Origin of the sequence: Streptomyces sp. NPDC058335, assembly GCF_042723915.1 — a bacterium.
GTDB lineage: Bacteria > Actinomycetota > Actinomycetes > Streptomycetales > Streptomycetaceae > Streptomyces.
Genome location: NZ_JBHXHX010000002.1, coordinates 446,980 through 470,017, shown reverse-complemented (window position 1 = coordinate 470,017; position 23,038 = coordinate 446,980). Strand labels below are relative to the sequence as shown.

The window sequence follows — 23,038 nt, the reverse complement described above, 5'->3', positions numbered from 1 at the left end:
AACACATCAAACCACAATCCCCCACGAGAGTCACCACCACAACCAAACAAAGACCACCAAGCAAAGTGAGCAGTGCATGCGAACCCCCACGTATCTCGCGGCTGAGCTACGCCTTCCGACCAACTGGCTCGACTACACGATCATGGCGATCTACTTCGTGGTCGTCCTGGGCATCGGCTTCGCCGCGCGCCGCTCGGTGAAGACCAGCCTCGACTTCTTCCTCTCGGGCCGCTCCCTGCCCGCCTGGATCACCGGCCTCGCCTTCGTCTCGGCGAACCTGGCGGCCACGGAGATCCTCGGCATGGCCGCCAACAGCGCGCAGTACGGCGCGTACACCGTCCACTGGTACTGGATCGGCGCCATCCCGGCCATGGTCTTCCTCGGCCTGGTGATGATGCCCTTCTACTACGGCTCCAAGGTCCGCTCGGTCCCCGAGTTCCTGCTGCTGCGCTTCGACAGGGGCGCGCACCTGCTCAGCTCGGCCCTGTTCGCCTTCGCCGCCATCCTGATCTCGGGCGTGAACCTGTACGCCCTCGCGATCGTCGTCGAGGCGCTGCTGGGCTGGCCGCAGTGGTTGGCGATCGTGGTCGCGGGCTTCTTCGTCCTGGCGTACATCACGCTGGGCGGTCTGTCGTCGGCGATCTACAACGAGGTGCTCCAGTTCTTCGTGATCCTGGCGGCCCTGATCCCGCTGACGGTGCTGGGCCTGAAGAAGGTCGGCGGCTGGGGCGGCCTGACGGACTCGCTGACGGCGGCCAAGGGCGACAACTTCGTCAGCGCCTGGGGCGGCACCGGCATCGGCAGTGACAACCCGCTGGGCGCGAACTGGCTGACGATCGTCCTGGGCCTCGGCTTCGTGCTCTCCTTCGGCTACTGGACGACGAACTTCGCCGAGGTGCAGCGCGCCCTGTCCGCGAAGAACCTCTCGGCGGCCCAGCGCACCCCGCTGATCGCCGCGTTCCCGAAGATCTTCATCGTCTTCCTGGTGATGATCCCGGGCCTGGTGGCGGCGGTCCTGGTCCCGAAGATCGGCACGGCGGACTCCGACCTCCAGTACAACGACGCGATCCCGTACCTGATGGAACAGCTGCTGCCCAACGGTGTGCTGGGCATCGCGGTGACCGGTCTGCTGGCGGCGTTCATGGCGGGCATGGCGGCGAACGTGTCGTCCTTCAACACGGTCTTCACCAGCGACATCTGGGCGAAGTACGTGGTGAGGGGTCGCGAGGACGCCTACTACGTCCGCTTCGGCCGCCTGATCACGGCGATCGGCGTGGTGGCGTCGATCGGGACGGCGTTCCTCGCTTCGTCGTTCTCCAACATCATGAGCTACCTCCAGACGCTGTTCTCCTTCTTCAACGTGCCGATGTTCGTCGTCTTCATCGTCGGCATGTTCTGGAAGCGGGCGTCGATGAAGTCCGGCTTCTGGGGCCTGCTCGCGGGCACTACGGCCGCGATGGTCAACTACTTCGTCCTCTACAAGCAGGACATCATCGGCATCCCCACCGACCAGGGCGCCAACTTCGTCTCCGCGATCGCGGGCTTCGTCGCCGGCGCGGTGGTGATGGTGGCGGTGTCCCTGTTCACCGCCCCCAAGTCGGCCGAGGAACTCCAGGGCCTGGTCTACGGCACCGTCTCGCCCGGCAAGGCCGAGCCGGCCGCCGAAGGCGACGACGCCTGGTACCGGCGACCTGCGCTGCTGGGCTGGGGCGCGATCATCCTCGCCGCCGCCTGCTACATCCCGTTCTCGTTCTAGGCCCGACCGCGGGAGGATGGAAAGACCATGTCCGAGCAATTCGAACCGTCCGAGCGGGCGGAAGCGGCCGAGCGGCTGCGCAAGGCCGGCTACTCCGAGGCCGACGTCCAGCGTGAGGTCTCCGAGCTGGAGGAGAAGTCGGCGACCGCCGCCCGCATCTTCGACCTGCGCCGCATCATCGGCGGCCTGTTCGTCGTCTACGGCGTCATCGTCACGATCGCGGGCCTCACCGACAGCGACGCGGAGATCGCCAAGGCCCAGGGCATCAACATCAACCTGTGGACGGGCCTGGGCATGCTGGCCCTCGGCATCTTCTTCCTGGTCTGGATGAAACTGCGCCCGTCGGTCCCGCCGGCGCAGCTGCCGCCGGAGGCGGTGGAGCGCCGGGACTGAGAGGGCGTTTCGCGTACGGGGCCGGGGTCCGCGTGGGTGGCGGGGTCCGGCCCGGTGCGTGTGCGGGGATCAGGCGGTGCCCGTCCTGTCTACTCGCCGGTGAAGAGGTCGTCGGCGGTGGCGGCATGAACGGCTCGCTGGGACCAGGTGGTGAGCTGGTCGAGGTCGGTGCAGGATTCGACGCGCTCGCGGACGTGGTCGCCGACTTCGATGCCTCGCCAGCGGAGGATGTTCAGGGTCATCTCAGCAAGCGCCCCGACCCTGCCTTCTTCCCTGCCTTCTTCCCGCCCCTCCTCGCGCACCTGCTCCGCGAGCGGGTGCCGCCAGAAGTACTGCATCGCCGTCATCAGGTCCCTCCCATCTGCTGTGCCTGGGGTTCCGCCAGGCAGGAGTCGACGAACTGCACGAAGACCGCGGCGGTGTCCGCGTCGAGCGTTTTCAGGGCGGCCACCAGCGCCGACGCCTTCGCGATCACTGGCACGTTGTCCGGGCCGAGGACGAACGGACGCACCGTCAGTGACGGGCACCCCCGTACCCCGAGATGGATCGGCTCGGCCGCCCACCGAGCCGTGGCGCTGTTCTGCGTGACCACGATCAGGACCGGCTCGCAGCGGCACTTCTCGTAGAGGTAGCTGAGGTAGTACGGCCAGCTTCCGCGCTTCCTCTCGTCCGGCTTCCCCTGCGACTCCACCACCAGCAGATACGTCCCCTCGTCCGTCTCGGCCCGCAGCAGCGTGTCCACACGCCGCTCGACGGGCTCGATTTCGGTGAGGTCGACGTTCATGGCGGCGAAGTCGTGCGGCTCGGGGAAGGGGATCTGTAACACCTGTTGCAGGGCACGGGTCAGCAGCGCGGGATCCTTCTGGAAGATCCGGTGCATGGCCTCGTGCGACGAGCCGACCACCTACGCCGCCGCCAGGTCGCACCACACGTACTTGCCCCGGTGCCCGAACCGGGACAGCGGGTGCCAGCCCCATACGTCGGCGCAGGCCCGGACCAGCGCGGTGCCGCGCCCGTTCTCGGCGCCCGTCAGCTCCGCCAAGTCGCGCGGCGGGTCGGGGGGTTCCGGGTTCGCGTCCCACGCGCCGATCCGCAGGACGCCGTCCGCCCAGCCGACACGCAGGGCCGCCGGGCCCTTGGTGTGCAGTACGGCGTTGGAGACCAGCTCCGAGGCGATCAGCTCCGCGGTGTCCACGAGGTGGATCAGGCCGTACATGGTCAGGATCAGACGCAGGGTGCGGCGCGAGATCGGGACGGCTCTGAGGTCGTTGGGGAGGGAGAGGGAGTACTCCCAGGAGTCGGAAGTGCGTTCAGGCATGCGTCAGCTCCGGGTGGGGGGTGGGTGAGTGAAGGCGCGGTGGCATTGCCGCGACCGCCATGGCAGGACGGTGCGGTGCGCTTCCGCAGGGTGTTCAACGCATCACCGACGGTAAGGCATTAATTTCTGCCCCTGCAACCCATTGCCGTAATCTGACACCCGAACGTGGCACGACAGCAGGGGTGTTGAGACAGGAGCACGCATGGCACCGAGGAGCCAACCCACCGCGCGACAGATGCGCCTGGGAGCGGAGCTGCGCAGGCTACGCGAGGCGGCAGGCTTCAAGGCCCGCGAGGTGGCGACGTTCCTGAATTCGACCTCGGGCCAGATGAGCCAGATAGAGGCCGGCATCGCGGCCGTCAGCGCGGACCGCATTCGTCGCCTCGCAGCCCATTACGCCTGTACGGACGAGGCCTTGATCGACGCGCTCGCGGCCATGGCGGGCGATCGCCCTCGCGGCTGGTGGGACGAGTACCGGGACGTTCTCCCTCAGGTGAACCTGGACGTGGCCGAGGCCGAGCATCACGCGACGTTTCTGAGGGAGATCGTGATCAACCGCGTCCCTGGGCTTCTTCAGACCCCGGACTACGCCAGAGCGGTCTTCAGGTACATGCGCCCCGAACTGCCCGAGAGGGAGCTTGGGCCCCGTGTCGAGTACCGATTGAGGAGGCGCTCCGTCATCGAGGGCGATTCTCCAACCCCGTACGAGACGATCGTTCACGAAGTCGGGCTGCGCATCCGCGTATCCGACCGCCAGACATCGCTGTCTCAACTCCGCTGGATTCTGCGTCAGATCGAGCTAGGCCATGCCACCGTGCGCGTCATCCCCACCGATCAGGACGGGTTCGCCGGTGCCGGAGCATCGATGGTGTACGCGGGAGGCCCGGTGCCCCGACTCGACACCGGGCTGCGGGACGCTCCCACCGGTGTGGTCTTCATTGATGCAGAAGCGCAGCTGGAAAGGCTTCGAAAACTCCTTCGTAAAGTGGAGGAAGCGTCGCTCGACCCGGTTGCGTCACGGGACTTCATCCACCGACTGACAAAGGAGCTGTGAGGCAGCTTATGAACCACACACTGCGCTGGCAGAAGTCGACGTTCTCCGACGGCGGCGAAGGAGACACCTGCGTCGAACTCGCCGCCTCCCCCACCCACATCCACCTCCGCGAGAGCGACACTCCCGCCGTCACCCTCACCACCAACCCCACCACGCTCGCCCACCTGTTGAAGGGCATACGCGCGAGCCACGGCCGTCAGCGCAGTCTGACCAGCTGAGCGTCGGCGACGGCGGCCGGGATCGACGGCGTGCCGCTGAGGTACGCCACCGTGTTGCCCGAGCGCAGGATCACGGCCTTGGCCGGAGTCTTCCCGCCGCCCCGCTCCACCGTCGCGCCCAGGCCCATCGCCTGGTCCGTGCCCTCGGGGGCGAGTTCCGGGGTGACCTTGCCGACCTTGTGCGCCACGCCGTCGACCGTCGCCGTGAAACCGGCCGCACACTCGTCGAGGGCCGTACCGATGGCGTCCATCGCCGTCCGGGCCTCGTCCGAGGTGTACTCGGCGAGGACCACGGTGACGGTGGCACCTTCGCCCGACGCCTCCCGCACGACCGTGGAGGTCGGCTTGCCGACCGTCGTGCCGGACAGGGCGTAGGCGAGCGGGGCGCAGGCGTCCTCCGTCACCCGTACCTTGCGGAGGCCGGCCGTGGTGGACACCGTGAAGCCGTCCACGTCCCTGGCCGCCAGCGCCGCAGTGCCCAGCCCTCCCGCCCGCGTCGTCGCGCCCGGCTGGGCGGTGGGCTTCAGCAGACCGTCGGTGCTGCCGCCCCCGCCGTCGCCCGCCGCGTCACATGCCGACAGCAGCGCGCTCAGCACGACGGCAGCGGTTGCCGAACCCCGTCGCTTCACCCGGGCCTCCTTCATTCCACCCCTCGGTTCTCCTGAGCGAAACGTCGTCATTGCGGACGTACGAGTCTTTGGTACTGCAGCGCCCATACGCCGGACCGCTTGCGGATCTCCCTGACGGCGCTCTCCTCGACAGGGCCGTCACCGGAGAGGATCCGCGCCGCCTCTTCCTGACAGGACCGCTCGAACTCGGCGGCCTCCCGGGCCGCGGGAACGCCGGCCGCCAAAGTTCCCGCCGCACGGAGGGCGATTTCGGAGAAATCAATCCCGGTTACCGTGCTCTGACCTGCGGGTAGCGCCCGGAAAAGATTCCTGGCCAGTCGCGAGTAATCGGCCATGAATTCACGCGGCAACAGTGCGGGCGGAAATTCACCCAGGAGTTTCTCGTTCGCCGAGGCCGCGTCCGCCAGCAGGCGCTCCCTCAGTTCGTATCCCCGGAAAGACCGCCAGACGGCGCTGACTCCCGCGTCGACCCGGTAGTAAAGCTGCTGGAGACGTTCCTCGTCGGAGGCGACGACGAAGACGGCCCCACCCACACGGGCAACCGCGGAACAGCCGAACAGCACCGCCTTCTCACCCTGCAGTGACGGCATGGGAAGAACTCACCTCCAGGACGACGGGGTTGTGCTCGGAGTCAGGCACCTGCGAGCACAACCCGCATCCTATCTTCAGGGCCATTCGGCCGTTGTGTCCGATGTGATCCTGGCTCCCACCCGTGAGAGGAAGTTCTGGCATGCGGGACAGATGGGCCGGCTCACGACCAGAAGTCTCGGCTTGATCTGGAGAATTCCGGCCGCCTCGAAGAACATCTTGGTCTCCGCGTGCCAAAGGTGTTCCTTCGGCACCGTCTTCAACGGCTGCGGAACCCGGATGGCGAGCGTTCCGGCCCCGAGGTTCGGGAGCCGCTGCCACTGCCCGGCCGTCAGGTCCGCGCGGGCACCGACCGCGACGACATCCAGCCCCTGGGAGCTGCCGGGCACGTCGGCGTGCAAAGCACCCATTGTGCGCCAGCCCGCTCCGGCTCCGGCCGCGTCCGTGATGTCGTCGACCATGTCGGTGAGATGGTCGATGTCGGCGCCACCGGTGCCGCAGTTGTGGACGAGCAGCGGTGCTCCGCCCGCCAGCACGTAGTAGGAGTGCAGGTCGCTGACCGTGAGGTTGTGCACCCGCGCGTGCTGGTCGGTCCAGCGTTCCACCGCCGTGACCTGGACGTAGGTGCCTGCGCTGGTGCGCAGCCACTCCCCCGTCCGCAGGTCCGTGGCGTCGACCCACTCACCGAGTTCCGGAACCCAGAACGGGTGTCCCTCGGTGGCCGTCACCTGGGCGGTCTCCTTGCCGTCTCCGACCGCGACGGTCACCTCGACCAGGTGCTTGACGCCCTCGCCGACGATCTCGGTGGTGACCGTCTCGACAGCGGTCTCGCCGGTCTCCGGAGCGGTCGCCAGGACCTTGTCGCCGTTCTCGACGTCCTCGATCGGCTTGGTGGTGCCGTCGGCCATCAGGACCCGGGTGCCGGGGACGAAGCTGTTGTTGATCGGGCAGCTGGCGCCGGACGCGCCGTTGTCGCCGCCGCCTCCTCCTGACGACTGCTTCCTCGCCTTCGCCTGCTGCGGCTTCGGTTCCACCTTCTTCGCCGCCGTCTTGCGCGCCTTCTGGATCGCGTTACCCGTCTTCTGCGCGGCCTTCTTCGCCTGCCGGGTAGCCGCTTCCTTGGCCTTCTTCTTCAGCTGTGCCGCCAGCGCGGCCGCCTTCTTCTTGGCCTCGGCCGCCTTGCGGGCCAGCTCACGGGCCTTACGGGCCAGTTCGAGGACCTTGCGGGCCTTCTCCTTGGCCTTCATCAGGGCGTTGACGGCCTTGGCGATCCGGTACGCCGCCTTGGCCAATCCGAAGGCCTTGTACGCCTTTGTCCATGGGATGGCGTTGAGGAACAGCTCACCGCACGCCCAGACGTCACCGCGGGAGAAGCAGCCCACCACGCTGTTCCAGCCGACGAACTCCTTCAGAGCCGCCCAGCCGATGGACAGGATGACGTCCGAGACCGAGGTGTTCAGCGTCTTCTTCGCCGCCGCCTCCTCCGAGGCCGACGGGCCGCCGTACTCCGAGGTGCCACCCTCCGACGCCAGACCTGACGGGTCGCTGAAGGTGACCGGGTTGTTCTCGCAGTAGACGTAGCCGTTCATCTGAACCGGGTCGGCCAGGTCCAGGACCGGGTCCGGGGAGAGGAAGCGGCCCGTGTTCGGGTCGTACTCGCGGGCGCCCAGATGGACCAGGCCGCCGCTCGTGTCGTCGTCGCCGCCCACGTAACTCTGGTGCGACCGCCAGGTCGACGACTCCGAGCGCTTCGCGCCGAACGGGTCCGTCCTGGAGAACTTGACCTTGTTGCCCGACGCCAGCGCCACGTTGACGTACGCCGTGCCGTTCTGGTCGGTCACCTGGACCGACAGCTCGGCCGCACCCGCGCCCTGCGCGTGCCGCATCACGGTCGGCGCGCCGGGCTGGGAGTAGTAGCGCTCGGTGTAGGCGGGACCGCCCGCCGCGTTGACCGAGATGGTCGACTCGCCGAGGTACAGCGTGCGCTCGGTGGCGGAGATCGCCATCAGGCGCGAACCGTCACCGCCGTAGATGTACTTGGTCTCCTTGTCCGGCACCCACGACTGCTTCGCCGACGCGTCGCACGTGTACAGCTGGAGGTCCGTGCCGTCCGCCGAGTTGGAGCTCGGGACGTCCAGGCACCTGCCAGACGAGACGTGCTTCAGGGTGCCCGTCGAGGTCGCCGTCCACTGCTGGGCCGTGGTACCCGTGCAGTCCGCAATGACGACCAGGGTGCCGTTGGCCGTGCCACCGTCCTTGGGGACCACGCACTTGCCGAGGACCTTCAGGGCGCCCGTCGAGGGGTCGGCGGTGGACGCCGAGTCGATGCGCAGCTTCTGCGCCTTGCTGCCGTTGCAGGTGTACAGCTGGAGCGCGGTGCCGGCCGTGGTCGACGAACTGGACAGGTCCAGGCACTTCTTGGAGAGGCCCAGCCATGCGCCGGAGCCGTTCTCGCCGAAGCCGGTGATCTTCTCGACCTGGCCGTCCCAGGTCCAGTCCAGGGCCTGCTCGGACCCGTCGAAGGTACGGGTCTCGGTGTTGCCCGCCGCGTCGTACGTGAGGGTCGTCGCCTTGGTGACCTGGGCGCCGGAGTCCGCCTTGTACGTGGAGGACATGCCGGTCAGGGTGTGCGGCTGGGTGCCGTCCGCCTTGCCGTAGACGTAGTCGGTCGTGGCGTCCTTGGTGGTGTCCAGGCCCGGGTCGTGCTCGACGAGCTTCTTGCGGTTGCCCATCGCGTCGTACGTGTACGACTGCCAGTAGCCGCTGTTCGCCGCCGTGACGTTGGTCGTGCCGTCCGAGTACTTCGGCGCCGCCGTCGTCTTGCCCGTCGCCGTGCAGGACGTGGGAGCCGTCCACGCCTCGGCCAGCTGGCCCAACGCGTCGTAGGTGAAGCACTGGCGGTCGGTCGACGAGTTCGCGGTGTCCGCGATCGACGTGACGTTGCCGGCCGGGTCGTAGGCGTAGGCGCGGGAGTTGACGCGGTGGCCGGTGACGGCCGTGGTGTCGCTGGTCGACTCACGGTCGACGATGCTCCGGGTCAGCTCGCCCGTCGCCTCGTCGAACAGGTTCGTCGTCCAGACCCGGTTGGGGTTCTCGCCGCTGACCGTCCGCAGGACCTGGCCGTACGGGGAGTACGAGGTCTGCGCGGTGTACCAGGCCAGGCCCGAGGTGGAGACCGGCATGCCGTCGTCGTTGTAGCGGATCACCAGCTTCTCGGCGGGCAGGGTGCCCACCGAGGGCAGGTTGACCGCCTCCATGGCTCCCGACTCCGAGTACTCGAAGCTGTAGGTGTACTCCTTCTGCAAGCCGTAGGAGAGAGCCACCGACTCGGGGATGGAGATCTTCTGGCCGGTCGGCTGGTAGTCGGCCGTATAGCCGGTCACCGCCTGGGTGTACGCCAGGTTGTCCGTGTAACGGGTCTGCGAGGTGGCCAGCCCGACGCCGCCGATCAGCGTGTCGTACGTGGTCTTCATCAGCAGGGCGCCGGTGGCGGAGTCCTGGTGCTGCTCGATCGGGCGGGACAGCTTGTCGTAGACCGTGTGGACGGCCGCGTTCTCGTCCGTGACCAGCTCGGGCCGGTCCAGGATGTCGTACCTCGTCGTGGTCGTACCCGTGTCCGGGTCGACAGCCTGGGTCTGACGGCCCCGGGCGTCGTACTTCCAGGTCCAGAGGTTGCCCTCCGAGTCCCTGGCCTCCACGCGGTCGCCGCGCTCGTCGTACTTGTACGTCGTCGAGCGGTACGCCGCCCGCAGCGCGTCCGTGAAGGTGTCGACTCGGACCATGCGGCCCATGGCGTCGGACCAGGTGCGCTGGGCGGTGGCGCCCTGCGGGTTGATGACCGTGGAGTTGTCGAGGCCGTACTCGTATCGGGTCGCCTTCGCCGGGACCTCGGTGCCGTTGAGGTACGGGGTCTCGGTGAGGGTGCGGCCCAGGCCGTCGTAGGCGTAGAGGGTGGCGTTGGGGACCTGGTAGTCCGAGGCCAGCTCGAACAGGACGGTGGAGGGCTCGTCCTTGTCGTAGTAGGCGTTGTTGGTCTGCTTGATGGTGCCGTTGGCGCTGTACAGGGTGTCCGTGATGAGGCGTCCGCCGCCGACCGCCGGTTCCTGCTTCTGGCGTTCGCGGCCGAGGCCGTCGTAGATGACGGTGGAGACGCCGTAGTCGCCGGTGTCGGTGAGGGACGCGGTGGTGATCGAGACCGGCTGGCCGATCGTGGTGTCGTAGGTGATCTTCGCCGACGGGGACTTGGACGTGGCGCGGTTCGGGTTCCACACCTGGGTGGCGCGGCCGAGGGCGTCGTAGGTGTAGGTGGTGACCCGTCCGTTGACGTCCTCGTCGGTGAGGGCCACGCCACGGCCGGGCTCCAGCGTGCTGGTCTCGCTGTGGTTCAGCGCGTTGGTGGTGGTGATCTGGAAGACCTGCCCCTTGTCCGGGGTGTAGGTCGTGGTGTCCTTCGAGTCCTCGTCGTTCGCGATCGCCAGGGCGTTCTTCGTGGACGTCGTGCGGCCGTACGCGTCGTAGGTGACCTCGGCGTCCTTGACCCAGCCGCCGCCGGTGCCGGTGACGGCCCAGGTGGCGGTGGCGTTGCCGACGGTCGGGGCGGCCTGGTAGGCGAGGCCGTCGTAGGCGACGCGGGAGCCGTCGATCCAGTCGGCGGCGGTCGCGGTGGCCGCCTGTGCACAGGTGCCGGCGGTGGTCAGGGTCTGCTCGGGCAGGCCGATCAGGTGCTTGGCCGTGTTGTGGACGTACGACATGACCGTGCAGGTGTCGTCGTCCGTGTTGTTCGCCGCGGAGTCCGACGACCAGTCGTTGTACTCGGTGACCCGCGTCGGCAGGCCGTAGGTGTCCTCGTACTCCGTCACCGTGCGCAGGACGCGCACGGTGCGCTTGTCGGTGCCTTCGCCGGAGGAGCGGGTGTAGGTGAGGGACTCGGGGGTGAGGACCCGCCAGGCCTTGAGGTCGGGGATGCCGCCGGAGCGGCTGCGGGCGGCGAGCTTGACCGCCTTCGGCTTGTCGACCGTGCGGGTCAGCCAGGTGGAGGCGGTGGCGGAGGCGTAGGTGAGGGACTCGGCCACACGGCCGGCGAAGGGCTCCTCGTCCGTGGCGACAGTGGCGCCCTCGGAGTCCTTCACGATGACCGACCGGCTGCCCCCGCCGGGCAGGGGATCGCCGTCCATGCCCCGGAAGAAGCGGGTCTCCGTCATGCCCCGCTTCGTGGACATGTACGCGGTGCCGCTGTCGTCACCGGTGTAGGTGCGGACCCGGGCAAAACCGCGCCACTGGTCGTAGGTACGCGTCTTCTTCTTGGAGAACTCGGCCTGGTTCAGGCTCCAGGCGGCGTCACCGAGGTACTCGTACGTCGTGGTGATCGGATCGAGTCCGCTGAGGGCGGGCAGTTCCTGGACCTTGTCGACGACGTACTTGTGGAACCAGTCGATGGTCTCCTTGTCGGGGTCCGCGTTCCAGTACGCCGGGAAGCACAGGCCGACGTTGGACTCGGGTTTGGGGAACGCGCCGTCCACCTTGCATGCGTCGGTCCTGTAGGTGACCAGGGTCTCGCCGCCGTACTCACTGACGACACGGGCGATGCGCAGTCGGTCGAAGGCAGGGTTGGGGTCGTCGCTGCCGCGCTTGACGCGGTTGGGCATCGAGACGCTGTTGGCGAGGAACTCCACCGGGTTCAGCGCGATGGCCTCGCCGTCGGTGCCGTAGCCGGTGCGGGTGATCGACTCCAGCCACAGGGCCGTGCCCTCGTCGGTGAGGTCGGCGGGCAGGGACTGCTGGAGCGTCCAGCTGTCCAGCTTGGTCAGCGCGGTGGAGCCCTGGGTGCGCTGCGTCCACGTGGTCACCTGGGCGAGCCGCTTGCGCGACCAGAAGGTGGGGACGGGGACGAAGCACTCCTTGCCGGCGGCGCAGTACAGGTCGGCCGGGGTGTCGTACCAGATGCGGTTCTTGGCGAAGTCACCGGAGGCGAAGTTGTCGTTCTCGTCGCCCTCCGCCGTGCAGGTGATCTCGCCTTCCTTGAAACAGCGCTCGTCGACGTCGAAGGTGACCTTGGAGATCGGGGTGGCGTACGGGTCGGCCGAGGTCAGGCCGTACTCGATGCGCTTGAGGTAGCCGCCGCGGTCGTAGGAGACGGGCGTCTTGTACTTGTTGTTCCTGGCGTAGTGGTTGGTCTCCTTCGCCCACCACAGCGTCATCGCGTTGCCGTTGGTGTCGACGACGTAGTCGAGGTTCCAGCGCCAGGCCTGGTCGCAGAAGGAGCCGGCGAAGTCGCCCGCCTTGTAGCAGGGTTCGCCGTCCTGGTTGCCGGCGACGGGCGCGGCGAACACCGAGTTCGTCACCGGGTCCCCACTGGCCCAGTCGGCGGCCAGCTTGTGCTTGCCGAAGTAGTACTGGGTGCCGTCGCGGGTGGTGACCCGCCAGTACTCACCGTCGGCGTCGCCGTTGGCGAGGCCGCTGTCGCGCAGCAGTTCGACGCGCGATCCGTCGCCGTTGGCGGTGACCCACTTGTCGCCGTACGGGCCGCTGCCGTCGGGCAGGACCAGTTCGGTCGTCGTGCCGCCGAGCGTGAGCGTGGCGTTGTACGAGCCGAAGCAGAGGTCGCTGGTCTTCTTGGTGTTGTTGCCGTTCGTCTGGTCGTCGCGGCAGGAGGTGTACGTGCGGGTGATGGAGCCCGCGTTGTACTCCCAGCCGTCGCCGATCCAGGAGGGCTGGTTGTTCGAGGCGGACGTGCGGCCGTCCACCACCTGCGAGTTGTAGCCGAAGGACACCGACGGGGACGGCCCGCCGGGGACGCTCGGGGTCTGCAGCGTGTACGAGTACGTGAAGGCGCCGGAGTTGCCGCCGGCGGACCAGGAACCGGCACTGACCAGCGGGGTCGCGCCGAAGTCGCCCTTGGAGCCGGAGCCGGAGTCGGTGGCGAGGAGGACGGAGGAGCCGGAGCCGTCGGCGGTCGCGGCGGCCAGGGAGGCGAGGCGGGTGCCGCCGCCGGCCTCCGGCTCGCGGTAGACCGCGTCGGTGACCGTGCCCTGTTCCCGGGCGGAGGCGGTGGACGCCGTCGGCGCCGTGCTGGTGCCGCCCGCCGCCAGGTCCTCGGTGGCGACGGTCGCCAGGATGCGGCGCTCGTAGACGGGCTTGCCGTCGGCGTCGGTGCCGGTCTGGGCGACCACGTTGTCGGTGGAGACCTCGGTCGGCTCGGCGCAGCCCGCGGTGTCCGGGGTGGTCAGGAAGCACGCCGGGTACTGCACGAACGACAGCCGGTCGGCCCAGTTGGCGCCGTACAGCTCGGAGAAGTCGCTGTAGTCGAGGGCGATGACGGCGTCGCCGCTGGCCTCGGCGGGCGGGGTGACCGTGAGGGCCACGCCCTCGATCGCGGTGGTGGACAGCTCGTTCTGGCCGGCGAGGGAGACCTGCCACTCGCCCTCCAGGGCGGCGGCCTCGGTCGAGGTGGCCGTCTCCGGCGCGCCGACCTCGACAGGCAGCGCGGTGCCGTCGGGCTGGTCGAGCGGGACCAGGGTGCCGGGGGCGAGACCGGTGAGGTCCTTGGTGACGGTGCCGCCGGTGGGCGCCGTCACGTCGGTCGGCTCGTACTCGACGGGCTGCTCGGCCTCGGCCGTGGTGAGTTCGGCGAGCTTGCCGCCCTCCTCACCGTCCGCCTGTTCGACGGACGGGAGGTCGACCAGGTCGACACCACTGCGGTCGTCACCCGGCGGCAGCGCCGACGCGGTGGGCGCGACGCCCACCATCAGCGCCACCACGAGCGAGCCGACGACGCCGGCCCGTATCCGCGCCTGCCTGCGGCGGTCGGCGCGCGTGCTCACGCGCCCCCTCCTGCCGCTCCATGACAGCGATCCCCACACAGCGGCAGCCCCCGCGCACACAGTTCCGGCCATTGACGATCACGAATGCTCGGGCACATGTTCACGGAAAGTCAACAAGCGGAATAGGGCCGGTGATCTAGGTCACGAGAGCAATTCACACGGCTGGCGATAAATGCATTCCGCAGGGTTTATCCCGGTCAAGATCATCCCAAACGGAGGGTAATCACCCCCTGAACAAGGGCACATTGTGATCCTTTGCTCCCACCTGACCTGGAAGTGAACCTGCTGGTCAGCCTCACCCTCAAGACGAACCTGCGAGCCGCTTCGCTCACTTCACAAAGTCACGGAAAGGCAAAGTGGATCGAGCGATGTGGCGCATCCGCTTCGCATCGGCCATGCTCTGTGATCGCTTTCCCCGACTTCCGAACGGAACACGGCGGACGGCACAGGGAGCACACAGAGTTCCGGGCACTCCGGAATTCCAGGGGGAGGGGACGCAGTACCATGCAACGTCGTCGCTTCGGCCTGCCCGCGTCCGGGCGAGGACGGGCAGGGGTGGGCGCGCTGGTCGCCGGCGCGCTGGGCATCGGTCTGCTCGCCGTTCCCCTGTTCGACGATCCAAGCCCCGCGGACTCTCCGGCCGGGACGAAGAAGGCCGCCACCGGCCCCCTCACCCAGGACACCGCCCAGGAGAAGGCCGCCGCCACCGGCAAGCGCGTCGAGGTGACCGCGCTGCGCGACGAGACGTCCACGACCTACGCGCGACCCGACGGCAGCTTCGAACTCGTCGCCCACGGCGCGCCGGTGCGTGCCCGGGTGGACGGGGTCTGGAAGCCCATCGACACGACGCTGGCCGAGACGGCCGGGGGCGGGTGGGCACCCAGGGCGGCGGTGGACCCCGTGGTGTTCTCGGCGGGCGGCGGTGCCGCCCGCGGCACCGGTGCGCGCGGAGCCGACGCTTCCGGCCGCGGTGCGACAGCCGTCCAGCCGGCCGTCTTCACCGTCGCGCGCGGCGGACGTGCCGTACGCGCCGCCGATGCCCCCGAGGGGTACACCGAGCTGGCGACCATGACCAGCGGCGGCCACGAGATCACGCTGAGCTGGCCGGGAGCGCTGCCCGAGCCGGTGATCAGCGGGCCGAGCGCCCTGTACCGGAACGTGCTCAGCGGCGTCGACCTGATGCTGACCGCCCAGGCCAGCGGCTTCAGCCACGTCCTGATCGTGCACAGCGCGCAGGCCGGGAAGGACGCGGGCGTCTCCGGGCTGTCCTACGGCCTGTCCTCACCGGACCTGACCTTCCACCTCGACCCGGTCACCAAGGTCGTCAGCGGCAGGGACCGCGACGGCCAGGAGATCGCCGTCTCCCCCACGCCCTACCTGTGGGACTCGGCGGGCCGCACGGCCGTCACCGCGGGCGCGGACCCCGAGCCGGCGGAGAGCCCGGAGCCCACCCCCTCGTACTCGGAGGAGCCCGGAGCCCCCGTCCCAGACGAGAAGGCCGTCCCCGAGGGCGGTCTCGACACGGACGCACCGCAGGAGCCGGCCGCGTCCGAGGAACCGGACGCCGACACCGCGGGAACCGGAACCGCCGATCCGGCGGCCTTCCGCGGCGCGGCGAACGCCGGCCCCGCCGTCCTTCGGCAGGCCGCGTACCGCGATGCCGCCCCCGCCGACCTCCCGGACGAGCAGGTGTTCGCGCTGCCCGGACTCGCCGGCCCCGACCCCGGCACCCACCTCGCCGCCGCCGACGCGAAACTGACCGCGCCCGGCGCCACCGCCACCGGGCTGTCCCTGGTCCCGGACGCCGGACTGCTCACCGACGACGACACCGTCTACCCGGTCTTCATCGACCCCACGATCTACGGCAAGACGAAGAACTGGACCACGGCGTACAAGAAGTACCCGAGCTCCAGCTTCTACGACGGCGCCAACTACAACAGCGGCACCACCGAGGCGCGTGTCGGCTTCGAGTCGACCACCTGGGGGCTGTCCCGGTCCTTCTTCCGCCTGGGCTGGTCCACCAGCATCAAGGGCGCCCACGTCTCCTCGGCCTCCATCAAACTGCGCGAGACGTACTCCTGGTCCTGCTCCGCGCGCGAGATGCAGGTGTGGCTGACCGGGGGCATCTCCTCCAAGACCACCTGGAACAACCAGCCGGACTGGAAGTCGGAGATCGGCACCAAGTCCTTCTCGTACGGCTACAACTCGTCCTGTCCGGACGCCTACGTCAGCTATGACGCCAAGTCGGTCGCCCAGGACGCGGCGGACGGCGGCTGGTACTCGATGACGATCGGGCTGCGCGCCAGCACCGAGGACTCCGCGTACTCCTGGAAGAAGTTCCGGGCCGAGGGCGACAGCGCGCCGAAGCTCACCGTGGTCTACAACCGCAAGCCGAAGACGCCGAGTTCGCTCGCCCAGGCCCCCGGCGGCGGCTGCGACCGCACCACGCCGTACATCCACATCGGCAAGCGCGACCTGACGCTGTCGGCGGTCTCCTCCGACGCCGACGACACCTCCACCCGGCAGGACCTGGAGTACCTGGACTTCGAGCTGTGGCGGACCGGCTACGGCGACACCAAGATCCTCGACAAGAACGTCGCGGTCACCAGCACCGGCAAGGCCTCGGCCGTCGTCACCAAGGACAAGTTCACCAACGGCTACCAGTACTCCTGGCGGGTGCGCGCGATCGACTCCAGCGGGGCCGCCTCACCGTACGCGCCGACCTCCGATCCGTACGTGTGCCGGTTCATCTTCGACAGCTCCAAGCCCAATGAGCCGCTCGTGACGTCCACCGCCTTCCCGCCGGCCGACGAGGACGGCTCGGTGTGGTCGACGGTGAAGTTCGGCTCGTCCGGCAACTTCACGTTCGCGCCGGACGAGGACACCGACGTCACCAAGTACGAGTGGTCCTTCAACACCACGAGCTACGCCAGCAGCAAGACGGTCACCGCGGGCTCCTCGGCGACCGTGTCGCTGCCGCCGCCCACGGCGGGACCCAACGTGCTCTACGTGCGTGCCGTGGACAGCTCGGGAAACCCGTCGCTGGGCACCAAGTACCTGTTCTACGTGACCCCGCGCGACGCGGCCGACAAGCCGGGCGACACCACGGGCGACGGCATCCCGGACCTGTACGCGATCAGTTCCAACGGCAACCTGCTGATGTACCCGTCCACCATCGCCGGTGACCTGCACGTCGGGCTGGAGGCGGGCCAGGACGACGGCGTCGGCCTGCTCTCCGACCCGGACGGCGACGGCGAGGACCACCTGCCCGGCTACTGGATGGGCAGCGACGGCAAGCCCGCGCTGATCGCACACGCCGGCGACGCGCTCGCGGCCGACGGTGTGGGCGACCTGTTCGCCCGTATGCCGGACGGCAAGCTCTACGTCTACCCCGGCGACGGCTACGGCAGCGTCGACATCTCGCAGCGCAGCACCGTCCGACTGCCGTCCGGCTCACCCGACCCGGCGACGTTCGACCAGCTCATCGTGGGCGACTACGACGCCGACGGCCGCCCCGACCTCTTCGCCACCGCCACCGGCGGCGAGCTGTGGGCGTTCGAGGGGTACACCGGGGCCACCTTCCTGACGGTCACCAAGATCGCCTCCACGGCGTGGCTCGACCGGGACCTCGTCTCGGTCGGCGACCACGACAACGACGGTGCCCCGGACCTGCTGTGGCGCTCCGGCTCCTCCAGCCGCCTCTACCTGAGGTTCGGCGTCAAGGACGGCGCGGGCGGCTCCACCATCGCCTCGCTGTCCACGGCGGCGGCCTCCAAAACGGGCGCCGACGAGGTCTACGCCGAGGGCTGGTCGACGGCCACCGTGCCCGTCACCCACCTCCGCGGCACCCCGGACGTCACCCAGGACGGCATCCCCGACATCTGGGCCCTGTCGAGCGCCGGGAGCATCTACTTCCACAAGGGCGGCGCAGCGACGATCGGCACGGGAACGGCGGTGATCAGCGGGGACAGCGCCTGGGCCACGACCAAGCTGACATTCGGCTGACCTCGGGACCGGACGGGCGGCCCACCCGGTCGGGCGGGCCGCCCGTCGCCGCCGAACACCGCGCGCGGGGCCGGAGTTCCTACGGGAACTCCGGCCCCGCCTCCGCGTGCCGAAGCTCCCGCGTCAACGGTCCCGCCCGGTCCAGCAGCCCCGTCCTCGCCGCCAGCGCCGCCGCCTCCAGGCGGGAGCCGACGTTCAGTTTCATCAGGACTCGCTGGACGTGGGTGCGGGCCGTGGAGGGGGCGATGTTCATGCCGGCGGCGATCAGGCGGGTGTCCTCGCCGTCGGCCACCCGGACCAGGACCTCCACCTCGCGGGGGGTCAGGAGCTGGAGGAGACGCTGGCCCTCGTCGTCGGGCTGGGCGGTGGGGTTGAGGAGTTCACTGAAGGCTCCTTGCAGGAGTTGGGGGGCCACCGCCGCCTCTCCCGACCTCGCCTTCATGATCGCGCGCTCCACTCCCTCGATGCGCTCGTCATGGCGTACGTAGCCGGAGGCACCCGCGGCGAAGGCCGCCGCGATGCCGCGCGGGCTCGGGACCGGGCCGAGGACCAGGACGGCCACCTGGGGCCGCTCCCGCTTGATGCGGACGACCGGGTCGAAGATGCCCGGCTCGGCCGGGGTCGCCGTGCCCATCAGGCACACCTCGGGTGCCCGCGTGATCACCAGTTCCGCCGCGCCCGCGGCCGGCGCCGCCGCGGCGAGCACCCGGTGCCCCCGTAGTTTCAGTGCCGAGGCCAGCGCCTCGGCGAGCAGTCGGTGGTCGTCGACCACCATCAGCCGCACTCCCATCGAGCAACCCCCCAGTCCCCCCATGGATGCCCACACGGGCAAACAGGCAAAGCCAGATACCGGCACATGTACAGACAGACAAAGGGTGCCCCCCGGCACCCCGTCCTTCATGCCCCCGGAAGCTACACGCTTGTTCGACGTTGCGCTCCCCCTACCGGCGAGAAGTGCCCCGGATCGCCGAAATTCCTCGCATTCGAGGGTGATGAGCGGTACGTGCACGGCCCCGCCCCTGAACAGGGACGGGGCCGTCACGGCAGCGGCGCGACGATCAGCCGCTGGTGCCGAACGCCAGGGCCAGGTACTCCTTGTCACCGGAACTGGAGCTGGAGTCGTCCGCGTACTCCGAGGCCATGTACAGGTGCCCCTGCGAGTAGATGATCTCCGAGTGCTCGGGGAGCATCCGGCTCTCGGCGTCCCGCACCGCCTCCGTCGACGGGTTCTGGAGCAGCTTGGTCTGCTTGAACGTACCGCCGTCGATGCTGACGACCTGTCCGCCCTCGTCGTACGGCGCTCCCTTGTACGCGATGACGTTGGTGCCGTCCGTGCGCAGCGGGAACAGCGTGTAGCCGTCGCCGGCGTCGGCGCGCTGGCCGGTCTGCTTGCCGGTGGTCAGGTCGAAGGCGAGGATCTCGTTGGTCCGGCTGTACTCGCCGGTGCCGTCGTGCTCCTCCGTCGGGAGGTACAGCCGGTTCGCGCCGACGGCGATGCCGCTGCACTGTTCCATCTCGGTGATGCCGTCGCAGCGGGCCGCGAACTGCTCACCCGGGGCGGAGATCTTGGCCAGCAGCTTGCCGGTCTTGTTGTCGATGGAGAAGAAGTCCGAGACGCCGCTGCCGTCCTGGGCGCTGTCGCCGACGTCGGCGGCCACGACCAGCGGGTCCGTCGACACGATGCTCGCGTACTCGATGCCGGTCGCCATCTTGTACTCGGAGAGCACCTTCCCGGAGGCCGGGTCGATGGTCTGGATGTGCAGTTCGCGCGCGTCGTACGTACCGCACTTGCGCACCGCGACCAGCTTCGTGCCGCCGCCGTAACCGGCGTCGTAGCAGGTGTCGGCCGCCTTCGGGGACCACAGCAGCTTGCCGGTGGTGATGTCGAAGGCCGAGCCGCCCTCGGTGGCGCCCAGCGCGACGGTGTTCCCGCCGACGGTGACGTTGTCGAAGGTGATCGGGTAGTCACCGGACTTGACGGTCTTGCGCCACAGCTCCTTGCCCGCGGCGAGGTCGATCGCGGCGACCTCGCTGCAACCGGCCGAGGAGTCCTTGGCGGGCATCTTCGGCTGGAAGACCACCGCGGTCTTGCCGTCCGCCGTGGCCTTCCGGCTGGCCGTGCACACCGGGCCGGGCAGCTTGATCGTCCAGAGCTTCGTGCCCTTGTCCGGGTCGTAGCCGACGATCTCGGCGACGCCCGACTTCACGTACGCCTTCTCCGTCAGCCAGGAGCCGCTCACGATGACCGTGTCGTCCTTGGCGACCGCGGGCGACGGGATCTGGAAGAGGACCTTGGAGGCCGGGTCGCCGGGCACCTTCTCGGTGCCGCCGGACGACGTCGTGCCGCCGGTGCCGCCGCTGCCGCCCTTCTCGTCACCGCCCCCGCCGGTCGTGCCGCCGGTGCTCGCGGTGTCCGTCCTGCCCTCGTCGTCTCCGGAGCCGGCGTACCAGATGCCACCGCCGATGATCAGCGCGATCGCGACGACGGCCGCGACGATGATCGCGACCTGCGCGTTCATCTTGCGGCCACCGCCGGTGGGCTGCGACGGCATCGGCACGGTGGGCTGACCGGGGTAGCCCGGGTAGGCCTGCTGCGTCGGGTAGCCGGGCTGGCCCGGGTAGCCGTAGCCCGGCTGCTGGCCGTACGGCGCCTGCTGGCCGAAGGGGACGGTGGCTGGCGCGGGCTGCTGGCCGTAGGCGTTCGGCTGGCCCGGCTGACCGGGGTAGCCGTAGCCGGGACCCGTCGGTGGCTGGGGCGGCTGGGCGGGCTGGGCCGCCTGCGGATAGCCGTAACCGGGTGCCTGCGGCGGGCCCGCGGGGGGCGGCGTCGGCTGGCCGGGATAGCCGTAACCGGCCTGCGGGGCCTTGCTGAGCTGCGGTCCCGCGGGCGGGGCCGCAGGCGCGGCGGGGGGCTGGGGTGCCGCGGGGGGCGGGGTCGGTGCGCCGAAACCGGCCTGCGGCGGGGCGTCCTGCGGCTCCTCGGGAGCGCCGAAGGCACCCTGCGGCGGGGTGTCCTGCGGCGGGGTGTCCTGGGGTGCGCCGGAGGTGCCCTGCGGGGGCTGGTCCTCGGGGGTGCCCTGGGGCGGCTGGTTCGGCGGCGGGGGCGGCGGCTGGGTCATGGTGGGTACCTCGGGAGAACGCTGGGGGAGACGGGGACGGGAGTACGGGACCTCGCGGACGCGGGGTGACCGGGCGGCGACGAGAGGGCCGCACGCTGCGGCCGGGGTGGCCCGCCGGACTGAGCCTCGGGCGAGCCGCGCCGACCGGGGCGGCGGCCCGCCCGACCGGCCGCAGGCGGATCGCTCCGGCCGGAGCGGTCCGCCTGACGGACTATCGACGGACGGACCATGGACGAGCCGTGCCGACCGGGGGCGGCGGCCCGCCCGACCGGCCGTGGCGAACCGCTCCGGCCGGAGTCGCTCGCCTCACTTGCCGTAGGCGAGCATCAGCTTCTCCTTCGAGTCGTCGTTGCCCGCCAGCCGGGTGGAGGAGATGAAGAAGCGGCCGTCCGCCCAGGCGAGGTCGCGGGAGAAGAAGCTGTCCTCCAGGTCGACCGTGCTCTCCGGCATCTGGAGCAGCGTCGTCGGCGTGTGCGTGGAACCGGCGACCGGGATCGACACGACCCGGCCGGCCGCGTCGTACGACGGCTCGACGTAGGCGACGAGGTTGCCGCCCTCGACGCTCATCGGCACCATCGACTCGTCCGCCGGGGACTTCACGCGCCACTTCTCCTTGCCGGTGGCGAGGTCGATCGCGACGATCTCGTTGGCTCCGGTGGTCGCCTCGGTGGGCAGGTAGAGGGTGTTGGCGTCGGCCGCCGTGCCCTCGCAGCCCGTCAGGTTGCGCTGGAGGATGGCCCAGCCGCACTCGGGGGCGAAGTCCTCGTCGACGCCGACCTGCGAACGGAACGTGCCGTCCGGCTTGAGCGTCGAGATGTTCCAGGCGTTCTTGTCCTTGTTGGTGCTGTAGATGACCAGCGGGTCCATGGAGTACGCGCGGGCGACCGTCCAGCCCTTGTCGAACTTCTGGGTCCACTTGACCTTGCCGGTCGCCGGGTCCAGTTCCTGCACCTCGTCGTGCTCGGTCGGGTCGGTCGCGTCGCAGGAGGCCACGGAGATCAGCTTGGCGCCGCCCGCGAAGGCCGTCGGGAAGCAGGCGTCGCCGTACTTCTTCTTCTCCCACAGCTGCTTGCCGGTGTTCACGTCGTACGCCGTGCCCGACTGTGAGCGGCCCACCATCAGCGTGTTGCCGGTGACGGACAGTTCGACGGTGATGGCGCTGTCGAACAGCGCGCCGTCGGCGACCGTCCCCGTCCAGCCCTTGGCGCCGGTGTTGAGGTCGATCTGCTGGAGCTGGTTGCACTTGGCGCGGTCGCTGCTGCCGTTCATGTAGGCCACGACGATCTTGTCGGTGGCCGTCTTCTGCGGGGTGACCGCGCAGACCTTCTGCGGCAGGGCGATGGTGTCCCAGGCCGGTTTGCCGTCGCCGACGTTGTACCCGACGACCTCCTTGTACGCGGCCTTCACCGCGGTCTTGGAGGTGATCCACATGCCGGGGGCCTCGGCGCCGGAGGCGGGCGCGTCGGGCGCCTCCTTGTACCAGAGCACCTTGGCCTCGCCGCTCTTGCGGTCGGCGTTGAAGTCCTCGGGGTCCTCGCCGCCGTCGCCGTCGCCGTCACCGGGGTTGACGGGGCTGTCGCTCGCCGACGGCTTGCCGTCGTCGCTCGGCCCGGCGACGGGCTTCTTCTTGCCGCCGCCGTCGTCACCGCTCGTGACCGCGAACACCGTCCCGCCGATCACCAGCAGCGCCGCCACCGCGGCCCCGACGGCGAGCGCGGGCTTCCCCTTGAAGGGGTTGCGGGAGCCGGGCCCCGGGGTGCCGGGGGCACCGGGGAACTGCGGCGGCGGATAGCCGTATCCGGGCTGCTGCCCGTAGGGACCGGCCGGCTGCCCGTACGGTCCCGGCACGCCCGGAGTACCCGGTGTGCCGTAGGGACCGCTCGGCTGGGCGTACGGCCCCGGCTGCGGCGGCTGTTGCTGCTGCGGAGGCTGCTGCGGGTAGCCGTAACCGGGCTGCGGAGCCTGCGGCGGCTGGGCGGGCGGGCCCTGCGGCGGTGGCGGCGGCGTCTGCGGTGCGCCGAAACCACCCTGCGGCGGCTGCGGCGGCTGGTCCTGCGGTGCGCCGAAACCACCCTGCGGCGGCTGTTGGTTGGGCGGCTGAGTCATCAGCGTCTCCCCCTCGCTCACTGATTTTTAGC

Annotated in this window: 12 protein-coding genes and 1 pseudogene; 5 read left to right on the top strand and 8 right to left on the bottom strand. The window is 69.6% G+C overall.

Features of this window, described 5'->3' with window-relative positions; genetic code table 11:
• Positions 1–76: 76 nt before the first annotated feature.
• Positions 77–1,756: a sodium:solute symporter family protein gene (locus ACFWJX_RS05210; protein ID WP_383237017.1), complete on the top strand. Its 1,680-nt coding sequence runs from the start codon at positions 77–79 to the stop codon at positions 1,754–1,756.
• Positions 1,757–1,783: 27 nt separating this feature from the next.
• On the top strand, positions 1,784–2,149 hold the full coding sequence (locus ACFWJX_RS05205) for a hypothetical protein (RefSeq protein ID WP_383237014.1): 366 nt from the start codon (positions 1,784–1,786) through the stop codon (positions 2,147–2,149).
• A gap of 89 nt (positions 2,150–2,238) precedes the next feature.
• Here the strand turns inward: ACFWJX_RS05205 and ACFWJX_RS05200 are convergent.
• Positions 2,239–3,053 (bottom strand): annotated as a pseudogene (locus ACFWJX_RS05200) (hypothetical protein).
• A complete protein-coding gene (locus ACFWJX_RS05195) occupies positions 3,054–3,467 on the bottom strand; it encodes an ATP-binding protein (protein WP_383237011.1) in 414 nt (137 codons plus the stop codon).
• A gap of 202 nt (positions 3,468–3,669) precedes the next feature.
• On the opposite strand from ACFWJX_RS05195, the gene ACFWJX_RS05190 reads away from it, so the two are divergent.
• Together ACFWJX_RS05190 and ACFWJX_RS05185 are read left to right on the top strand one after the other, a co-directional pair.
• Positions 3,670–4,521, top strand: a complete 852-nt coding sequence (locus ACFWJX_RS05190; protein ID WP_383237008.1) for a helix-turn-helix domain-containing protein — start codon at positions 3,670–3,672, stop codon at positions 4,519–4,521.
• 8 nt (positions 4,522–4,529) lie between these two features.
• Positions 4,530–4,739 (top strand): DUF397 domain-containing protein, encoded by a 210-nt coding sequence (locus ACFWJX_RS05185; RefSeq protein WP_383237005.1) that lies wholly within the window; start codon positions 4,530–4,532, stop codon positions 4,737–4,739.
• On the opposite strand, the gene ACFWJX_RS05180 is transcribed toward ACFWJX_RS05185, so the two are convergent.
• The 3 genes from ACFWJX_RS05180 to ACFWJX_RS05170 all read right to left on the bottom strand — a co-directional run bounded on the left by ACFWJX_RS05180 (position 4,718) and on the right by ACFWJX_RS05170 (position 13,776).
• Positions 4,718–5,368, bottom strand: a complete 651-nt coding sequence (locus tag ACFWJX_RS05180) for a hypothetical protein (RefSeq protein WP_383237002.1) — start codon at positions 5,366–5,368, stop codon at positions 4,718–4,720. The genes ACFWJX_RS05185 and ACFWJX_RS05180 overlap by 22 nt on opposite strands.
• A gap of 47 nt (positions 5,369–5,415) precedes the next feature.
• Positions 5,416–5,958, bottom strand: coding sequence for a hypothetical protein (locus ACFWJX_RS05175; RefSeq protein WP_383236999.1), 543 nt, complete (start codon positions 5,956–5,958; stop codon positions 5,416–5,418).
• A 75-nt stretch (positions 5,959–6,033) separates the two neighbouring features.
• A complete protein-coding gene (locus ACFWJX_RS05170; RefSeq protein WP_383236996.1) occupies positions 6,034–13,776 on the bottom strand; it encodes a ricin-type beta-trefoil lectin domain protein in 7,743 nt (2,580 codons plus the stop codon).
• A gap of 504 nt (positions 13,777–14,280) precedes the next feature.
• On the opposite strand from ACFWJX_RS05170, the gene ACFWJX_RS05165 reads away from it, so the two are divergent.
• Positions 14,281–17,781 (top strand): DNRLRE domain-containing protein, encoded by a 3,501-nt coding sequence (locus ACFWJX_RS05165; RefSeq protein WP_383236993.1) that lies wholly within the window; start codon positions 14,281–14,283, stop codon positions 17,779–17,781.
• A gap of 79 nt (positions 17,782–17,860) precedes the next feature.
• Here the strand turns inward: ACFWJX_RS05165 and ACFWJX_RS05160 are convergent, their stop codons facing one another.
• The 3 genes from ACFWJX_RS05160 to ACFWJX_RS05150 all read right to left on the bottom strand — a co-directional run bounded on the left by ACFWJX_RS05160 (position 17,861) and on the right by ACFWJX_RS05150 (position 23,006).
• Positions 17,861–18,571 carry a LuxR C-terminal-related transcriptional regulator gene (locus ACFWJX_RS05160; RefSeq protein WP_383236990.1) on the bottom strand — a complete coding sequence of 237 codons (711 nt, stop codon included), beginning with the start codon at positions 18,569–18,571 and terminating at the stop codon, positions 17,861–17,863.
• Positions 18,572–18,839: 268 nt separating this feature from the next.
• Positions 18,840–20,900: a PQQ-binding-like beta-propeller repeat protein gene (locus ACFWJX_RS05155; protein ID WP_383236988.1), complete on the bottom strand. Its 2,061-nt coding sequence runs from the start codon at positions 20,898–20,900 to the stop codon at positions 18,840–18,842.
• 306 nt (positions 20,901–21,206) lie between these two features.
• Positions 21,207–23,006, bottom strand: coding sequence for a PQQ-binding-like beta-propeller repeat protein (locus ACFWJX_RS05150; RefSeq protein ID WP_383236986.1), 1,800 nt, complete (start codon positions 23,004–23,006; stop codon positions 21,207–21,209).
• Positions 23,007–23,038: the final 32 nt, after the last annotated feature.

What these genes read in the sequence shown, in the direction of transcription:
- ACFWJX_RS05205 (WP_383237014.1), top strand. Translation starts at nt 1,784, where the DNA reads ATGTCCGAGCAATTCGAACCGTCCGAGCGGGCGGAAGCGGCCGAGCGG.
- ACFWJX_RS05155 (WP_383236988.1), bottom strand. Translation starts at nt 20,900, where the DNA reads ATGACCCAGCCGCCGCCCCCGCCGCCGAACCAGCCGCCCCAGGGCACC.
- ACFWJX_RS05190 (WP_383237008.1), top strand. Translation starts at nt 3,670, where the DNA reads ATGGCACCGAGGAGCCAACCCACCGCGCGACAGATGCGCCTGGGAGCG.
- ACFWJX_RS05150 (WP_383236986.1), bottom strand. Translation starts at nt 23,006, where the DNA reads ATGACTCAGCCGCCCAACCAACAGCCGCCGCAGGGTGGTTTCGGCGCA.
- ACFWJX_RS05185 (WP_383237005.1), top strand. Translation starts at nt 4,530, where the DNA reads ATGAACCACACACTGCGCTGGCAGAAGTCGACGTTCTCCGACGGCGGC.
- ACFWJX_RS05165 (WP_383236993.1), top strand. Translation starts at nt 14,281, where the DNA reads ATGCAACGTCGTCGCTTCGGCCTGCCCGCGTCCGGGCGAGGACGGGCA.
- ACFWJX_RS05175 (WP_383236999.1), bottom strand. Translation starts at nt 5,958, where the DNA reads ATGCCGTCACTGCAGGGTGAGAAGGCGGTGCTGTTCGGCTGTTCCGCG.
- ACFWJX_RS05195 (WP_383237011.1), bottom strand. Translation starts at nt 3,467, where the DNA reads ATGCCTGAACGCACTTCCGACTCCTGGGAGTACTCCCTCTCCCTCCCC.
- ACFWJX_RS05210 (WP_383237017.1), top strand. Translation starts at nt 77, where the DNA reads ATGCGAACCCCCACGTATCTCGCGGCTGAGCTACGCCTTCCGACCAAC.
- ACFWJX_RS05160 (WP_383236990.1), bottom strand. Translation starts at nt 18,571, where the DNA reads ATGGGAGTGCGGCTGATGGTGGTCGACGACCACCGACTGCTCGCCGAG.